We start from the raw sequence: 7,193 nt of genomic DNA on the forward strand, positions 1-7,193 counted from the left end.
AACCTATATGCCTTTTGCACACTATCGATAAGTAGTAATATTCATACAATTGAAATTTTCTAACTCTTCTATTTCCAACTTAAAGGTATTTGCATAATGACAAAGAAACGTCCACTCGCATTACTTATCCTTGATGGCTGGGGTTATAGTGAAAACACGCAAGATAACGCGGTTTTTCATGCTAAGACTCCTGTTTTAGATAAGCTCAATGCACAATATGCTCACAGTCTTATTTCGGGTTCTGGTATCGACGTCGGCTTGCCTGATGGTCAAATGGGTAACTCTGAAGTTGGCCATATCAATATCGGCTCAGGCCGCATCGTGTATCAAGAACTCACTCGCATCAGCAAAGCGATTGCCGACCATGAGTTTGAACAAAATCCTGCACTTAGCAATGCAGTAGACCAAGCCATTGCCGCAAATGGTGCGGTGCACATTATGGGGCTGTTGTCTGCCGGTGGTGTACACAGCCATGAAGAACACATTGAAGCAATGTGTCGCATGGCTATTGAACGCGGCGCGACTAAAGTGTACTTGCATGCCTTTTTAGATGGCCGAGATACACCGCCTCGTAGTGCTAAAAATAGCTTAGTTCATTTTGATGAACTATTTTCTGAATTAGGTCATGGCCGTACCGCATCGCTTATTGGTCGCTACTTTGCGATGGATCGCGACAACCGTTGGGATCGAGTATCGCAAGCCTACGAGTTAATCACTGAAGGTAAAGGCAAGTTTACCTATGCTTCTGCGCCTGAAGCACTTGAAGCGGCCTATGCTCGTGACGAAAATGATGAGTTTGTTGCTGCATCTGTGATTGTTGATGCTCAAGGCGAGGCTGCTGAACTTAACGATAACGATGCGCTCATTTTTATGAACTTCCGCGCAGATCGTGCTCGTCAAATTACTCGCACCTTTGTCAACCCAGATTTTGACGGTTTTGTACGTAATAAAACACCAAAAATTAACTTTGTGATGCTAACTGATTACGCGGCTGATATTAAGGCTCCAGTAGCCTATCCATCGAGTGATTTAGTGAATACTTTAGGTGAAACCCTGCAAAATCTGCATAAAACTCAGTTACGCATTTCAGAAACTGAAAAATATGCCCATGTGACCTTCTTTTTTAATGGCGGTAAAGAAGAGCCATTTGAAGGCGAGGATCGCATTTTAATTGAGTCACCTAAGGTCGCAACTTACGATTTACAACCTGAAATGAGTTCAACTGAATTAACCGACAAATTGGTCGCCGCAATTGAATCAAATAAATATGATGTGGTTATTTGTAACTATCCAAATGGTGACATGGTAGGCCATAGCGGTAAGTTTGATGCTGCAGTTAAAGCTTGTGAAGCCGTTGATGCTTGTATCGGTCGAGTTGTTGAAGCCTTAGCTAAAGTTGATGGCGAATGCTTGATTACTGCCGATCATGGTAATGCGGAGAAGATGACAGATCTGTCTAATGGACAAGCATTTACAGCTCACACCAGTAACTTAGTGCCCTTCGTTTATGTCGGCCGTGATGCGGTAATAAAAGATGGTGGACGTTTGAGCGATATTGCGCCAACTATGTTAACCTTAATGGGCCAAAGCATCCCGAAAGAAATGAGTGGACGCTGTATCATTGACCTTAAAGAGTAAACATTAACTCGTGATAACTCGTTTATTTGTTAAAGCCAGCATTATTGCTGGCTTTCTAATCTTCTCATTTACGGCAACTAGTGCCGATTTGTCTTCACGCCAATCGGCTTTGAAGTCTATCCAAGCGCAAATAAACCAACAACAAAACTCCCTTAAAGATACCTCGAAGCAACGCGAGAAGCTCATTTCACTGCTTAAAAGTGATGAAAAAGCGATTGCAAAAGCCGCTCAACAAGTTAATCAATCACAAAAGGCATTGTCTGAGGTTAACATCAAACTTAAAGAGCTTGATAAACAACAAATTGACTTAGCTAAACTGAAACTAAGTCAGCAAGACACCTTATCAAAACAATTATCGAGTGCTTATTTAGCCGGTAATCATGATTACACCAAAATGATGCTTAACCAGCAAAATCCAGCCACGGTTGAACGTATGCTGGCGTATTATCAATTTCTGAATAATGCCCGTATAGACGCTATCCAGCAGCTGAAGCAAACCAGTATTGACCTTAATAAAGTAAAACAACTACAAGTCACTGCGCAGCAAAAACTCAATGCTTTAGTGATAGATCAAAAACAACAAGCACTGCAATTAACTAAAGAGCAAGGTCAACGCCAGCAAACTCTGACTCAATTACAGCGCACCTTATCGAGTAAAGGCGCAGAATTAGAACAACTGCAAATAGAAGAGGCAAGTTTAAAGCGCATCGTGCAACAAGCCATGGTAGCCGCCAAATCTAACCCAACAATGGATGGGTTATTGAATCAAAAAGCCAAATTAACATGGCCAACCAAAGGTAGAGTGAGTAAACGCTTTGGCAGCAGTCGCTCAGGACAGATTGTTTGGAAAGGCACAGTACTTTCGGCGCCAGAAGGACAAAATATCAATGCGGTTGCATCAGGTAAAGTCATTTATGCCGACTGGCTACGAGGTTTTGGTATGGTGTTAGTGATTGATCATGGTAAGGGCTATATGAGCCTCTATGGTCACGCCCAAACATTATTGAGGCAACCTGGCGACATGGTCAAAACGGGTGAGTCTATTGCACTTGTCGGTCGATCAGGCGGACAAAGTGAGCCAGGACTGTACTTCGAAATTCGCAACAAAGGTAAGGCCGTCGATCCGGCTTATTATTGCCGTTAAGCTTAACAAAACGCGATATAAAATCGGCTCACGGATGAGTAATAGCAGATATAAAATAACACTGCACGACGCTATTCAGTAGCACTCTCTTAACAAATGCTATATCAAGCTGTGTAACTGTGTTTATAATCGTCTTGTTATGCATGTCATTGAACAATTAAACTCACCCAACTAGATAAGTCAAATTCGTGCGCAATCTACTATTTATCTTACTCAGCCTCTGTAGCATCGTGCCTGCCACGGCAGCCAAACTAGCCATTATCATTGACGATATAGGTTATCGTTCAACTGACGAAGCCGCATTGTTATTACCCAATGCCATCACTTTATCGGTATTACCGCATACTCCGCTAGGAAAAAAGCTGGCCACTGATGGTTTCAACAAAGGCCATGAAATTATGTTGCACCTGCCAATGCAAGCCTTAAATGGTAAAGCATTAGGGCCGGGAGGATTAACCAACGACATGACTGAAGTGCAAATTAAACAACAGTTACAAAGTGCGTTCGCTAATATTCCGTTTGCGAAAGGGGCTAATAATCATATGGGCAGCTTACTGACTCAAATGGATAAGCCGATGTTATGGGTAATGCAGAGTTTAAAAGAGCGACAACTGTTTTTTATCGATAGCTTTACGACTAGATATACTAAAGCTAGCAACAAGGCGATGCAGCTTGGTGTGCCATCAATGAGAAGACAGATATTTTTAGATAACGACACTAGTGAACGAGCGCTTGAAAAACAGTTCCAACTGATAATTACACAATCGAAACAACAAGGTAAGCTGATTGCTATTGCCCATCCTTATCCTGAAACCATCCGATTTTTGAACGCTAATTTGGCTCGTTTAAATGACAATGGCATTACACTACTGCCAACATCTCAATTATTTGATGATCTCAATGTTGCTTTATCAACTCAAGCTACTCCACCTGCAACACTGAGATAGATAAGTCTGGTAACGTTGCTAGAATTTCTGATTTATTCGCGACAATATCTGCTAATGTGTATTGGTCAAGCACCACTAAATAAGCTGAAACAGCCTGCGCTAACACGCCTTTTAATCGGCATATTGGTGTAAAGCGGCAATATGGTGACTCACAATCGATAGGCGCTAATGAGTGCTCTAAATCACGAACCAATTGCCCTATTAACACCTCATCTGCTGGCTTTGCTAATCTAAAACCACCACTCTTGCCTCTGACCGTTTGCAAATATCCCATCTTACCTAATTGATGAATTATCTTTGCCACATGATTTGAAGAAAGATCAAATACACTGGTGACTTCGGCAATTCGAAACAAAGTTTCGCGTTCAGATTGCACAGCAAGATACATTAAAATGCGGATACCAAAATCTGTATATCGGGTTAGTTGCATGGTCTAAAATATCCAAGATAAATAATAAGTGCAGATTAACATGTTGATGACTCTAAATCAGTGATCAACCATAAAGCTTGATCATTGCTAGTACCACATACATCGATACTTGCACTAAACTCAGCGCATACCTCTGGACGCTCTGGCTGACCAAATATCATACATAAGTTAGCATCATTTAATTGGATACAACGCACCCCTGCAGGTTTACCATTTGGCATTCCCGGTATTGCACTAGTAATAGAAGGCGCAATACAGCAAGCACCGCAACCTAAACGACAATTCATAATCCTACCTACTTAATAAAACCACACTGTAGCGTAAAACAACCCATCCATCACGACATGGTTAATAACAAATTACATTGAGAGATTTGCAACAACTCTTGAGCTAAGGCAAGTTACTGCGGCTCGATTATCTCAACCACTATGCCATGGTATTTTAGATCACATTTTACTTTTTAAGCATTAAGCCAACAACAATGATAGTGGTACATTATACCTTCTTATTGAATAAGGAAATTATCCATGAAACGTCCTGTTATTCTCGACTGCGATCCCGGTCATGACGATGCCATCTCACTTATTTTAGCACTAAGTTCAGCAAAACTTGATGTGTTGGCCATTACAACGAGTGCCGGTAACCAAACACCAGAAAAGACCTTAAACAATGCATTGCGCGTACTTACCCTATTAGGCCGACATGATATTCCGGTTGCAAGTGGCGCTCCGAAACCATTAACTCGCGATCTTATTATTGCTGACAACGTTCACGGTGAAAGTGGTCTTGATGGGCCAAAACTTCCCGATCCGGCATTTGCACCAGTACAACAAACCGCTATTGAACTAATGGCCGATAAGGTGCGTGGCAGCAAGCACCCCGTCACCCTTGTTCCTACAGGACCGTTAACTAATATTGCCCTGTTTCTCGCTGCACACCCTGAATTACATTCCAACATAGATAGTATCGTACTGATGGGCGGTGCAGCAGGTGTGGGCAATTGGACTCCTGCGGCAGAGTTTAATATTTTTGTCGACCCAGAAGCTGCTGATATGGTGTTCAAATCTGGCTTACCGATTGTGATGTGCGGACTCGATGTAACCCACGAAGCACAAATCATGGATGAAGATATTGAACGTATTAGAGCAATCAACAACCCAATAGCCAAATGCGTCGCCGAACTGCTCGACTTCTTTATGATTTACCATCGTGACCCTAAATGGGGTTTCACAGGTGCACCATTACATGATCCTTGCACCATAGCATGGTTGCTCAATCCATCATTGTTTACCGCTATTGATTGCTGGGTTGGCATTGAAACTAAAGGGCAATATACCCAAGGTATGACAGTGGTTGATCGATATCAATTAACCAACAATCCACATAATGCCAAAGTCTTGTTTAATATAAACCGAACGGGTTTTGTAGACTTTATTATTGAGCGTTTAAACGATTACTAACGAACTCATGCCATGCCGATTTAACTAGATCGGCGTGGCAACTAAGGATAAACATGAGTACTTTATTAGTTGTCGGCAGTGCTAATGCCGATCATGTTCTAACATTTAATGAGTTACCTCAAGCTGGGCAGACGTTGATTAGTCAGCAATATCGGCTAGAACTTGGTGGCAAAGGGGCAAACCAAGTTGTGGCGGCTGGGAGATTGAGTAACCCTCAACAGAAAGTATATTTCATCTGTGCTCTGGGTGATGATAGTAACGCTGTAATAATGCGCAAAACTTGGGCTGCTGATGGAATCAATTTAAGTGGCTGTTATGATATAGCTAATCAGAGTACCGGCACTGCCGTAATATTTGTTAATCAACACGGTGAGAATAGCATCGGAGTTGTACCTGGTGCTAACGCCTATTTGTCTGCGGAGCACATTCAGCAGCAACAAGCATTGTTTGCTCAAGCAGATTACGTACTAGTCCAACTAGAAACCTCGTTAGACACTGTTCATCAGGCATTAATCCTCGCCAAGCAGTATCACTGCACGACCATACTCAATCCAGCTCCAGCAGCTAAACTGAGTAATGACTTGTTGCGCTTAATCGATATCATCACCCCAAATGAGACTGAAGCCTTTGCATTAACTGGCATTGAGGTTATCGATCAACAAAGCGCAGAGAAAGCAGCACAAGATCTTCATCATAAGGGCGTTAATACCGTTATTATCACACTTGGAAGTAAAGGCGCTTATGTCAGTAAAAAAGGCCAAGGACAAATCATTCCTGCGCCCATAGTTAATGCAATTGATACGGTTGCAGCCGGAGACACATTTAACGGTGCACTAATGGTGGCATTAGACGAAGGAAAATCATTAACAGAAGCAGTAATGTTTGCTAACTTAGCCTCATCAATAGCCGTTACACGCAGCGGAGCACAAAGCAGCATTCCTTATAGAACAGAGCTGACTTAAAACCGTTTATTAGATGAAGTGATGCAATAAATTTTTAAATAAATGACCAAGGCCTCACATTGCAAATGAGGCCTGTTGTTATTGATAAATGCGCGGGTGAATATTGATATAAACACCACAGGTCCTCGGTTAACAAAGCACTTTACAGGCTCACCGATACAGTTAACATCAACTAAAAATCTGTGTATCAGTGATAACTTCGCTAATATTTTTTACCTATTTGACCCAATTACAGGCACAAAAAAAAGCCTTTGCATTACAGCAAAAGCCTTCAACTTACGTTGTTTTGCTGGAGCGGACGGGTTTAATCCGTGAGTTTTTGTGACACAGACAGGCCGCTTTCTGTTCATAAAGAGGCTAACATGCCATGGATGGGGCCATGCACTACAATCTCACAACCTTGTCACTTCAACGAACCGCAGCGGGATTTTATGTTGTTATCTTTTTATCGCCCTATCTTTTTATCGCCCAACGAAAAAAGCCCTAGCATTTCTGCTAGGGCTTTCATCTTAAGTTGGCGGAGCGGACGGGACTCGAACCCGCGACCCCCGGCGTGACAGGCCGGTATTCTAACCAACTGAACTACCGCTCCTTTAGCAAATTGCTTACGCA

Annotated in this window: 7 protein-coding genes and 1 tRNA gene; 5 read left to right on the plus strand and 3 right to left on the minus strand. The window is 42.3% G+C overall.

Features of this window, described 5'->3' with window-relative positions:
• The first annotated feature begins 93 nt into the window (after positions 1-93).
• From gpmM to H5164_RS15365, 3 genes are all read left to right on the plus strand, one after another.
• Positions 94-1,638, plus strand: coding sequence for a 2,3-bisphosphoglycerate-independent phosphoglycerate mutase (gene gpmM / locus H5164_RS15355; RefSeq protein ID WP_182757005.1), 1,545 nt, complete (start codon positions 94-96; stop codon positions 1,636-1,638).
• Positions 1,639-1,648: 10 nt separating this feature from the next.
• Positions 1,649-2,782, plus strand: coding sequence for a murein hydrolase activator EnvC (locus H5164_RS15360; RefSeq protein ID WP_124016624.1), 1,134 nt, complete (start codon positions 1,649-1,651; stop codon positions 2,780-2,782).
• Between the two features lie 188 nt (positions 2,783-2,970).
• Positions 2,971-3,729 (plus strand): divergent polysaccharide deacetylase family protein, encoded by a 759-nt coding sequence (locus tag H5164_RS15365; RefSeq protein ID WP_182756987.1) that lies wholly within the window; start codon positions 2,971-2,973, stop codon positions 3,727-3,729.
• Here H5164_RS15365 and H5164_RS15370 read toward each other — a convergent pair.
• Together H5164_RS15370 and H5164_RS15375 are read right to left on the minus strand one after the other, a co-directional pair.
• A complete protein-coding gene (locus H5164_RS15370) occupies positions 3,704-4,159 on the minus strand; it encodes an Rrf2 family transcriptional regulator (RefSeq protein WP_182698183.1) in 456 nt (151 codons plus the stop codon). The two genes, H5164_RS15365 and H5164_RS15370, sit on opposite strands and share 26 nt — an antisense overlap.
• Positions 4,160-4,194: 35 nt before the next feature.
• On the minus strand, positions 4,195-4,446 hold the full coding sequence (locus H5164_RS15375) for a YkgJ family cysteine cluster protein (protein ID WP_124016622.1): 252 nt from the start codon (positions 4,444-4,446) through the stop codon (positions 4,195-4,197).
• A 240-nt stretch (positions 4,447-4,686) separates the two neighbouring features.
• Between H5164_RS15375 and rihA the strand changes: the two genes are divergently transcribed.
• A complete protein-coding gene (gene rihA / locus H5164_RS15380; protein ID WP_182756989.1) occupies positions 4,687-5,619 on the plus strand; it encodes a pyrimidine-specific ribonucleoside hydrolase RihA in 933 nt (310 codons plus the stop codon).
• A gap of 53 nt (positions 5,620-5,672) precedes the next feature.
• Positions 5,673-6,581 (plus strand): ribokinase, encoded by a 909-nt coding sequence (rbsK, locus tag H5164_RS15385; RefSeq protein ID WP_182756991.1) that lies wholly within the window; start codon positions 5,673-5,675, stop codon positions 6,579-6,581.
• Positions 6,582-7,096: 515 nt separating this feature from the next.
• Here the strand turns inward: rbsK and H5164_RS15390 are convergent.
• A tRNA-Asp gene (locus H5164_RS15390) sits at positions 7,097-7,173 on the minus strand.
• Positions 7,174-7,193: the final 20 nt, after the last annotated feature.

This window comes from Shewanella sp. SG41-3 (genome assembly GCF_014164545.1).
GTDB classification, from domain to species: Bacteria; Pseudomonadota; Gammaproteobacteria; order Enterobacterales; family Shewanellaceae; genus Shewanella; species Shewanella vesiculosa.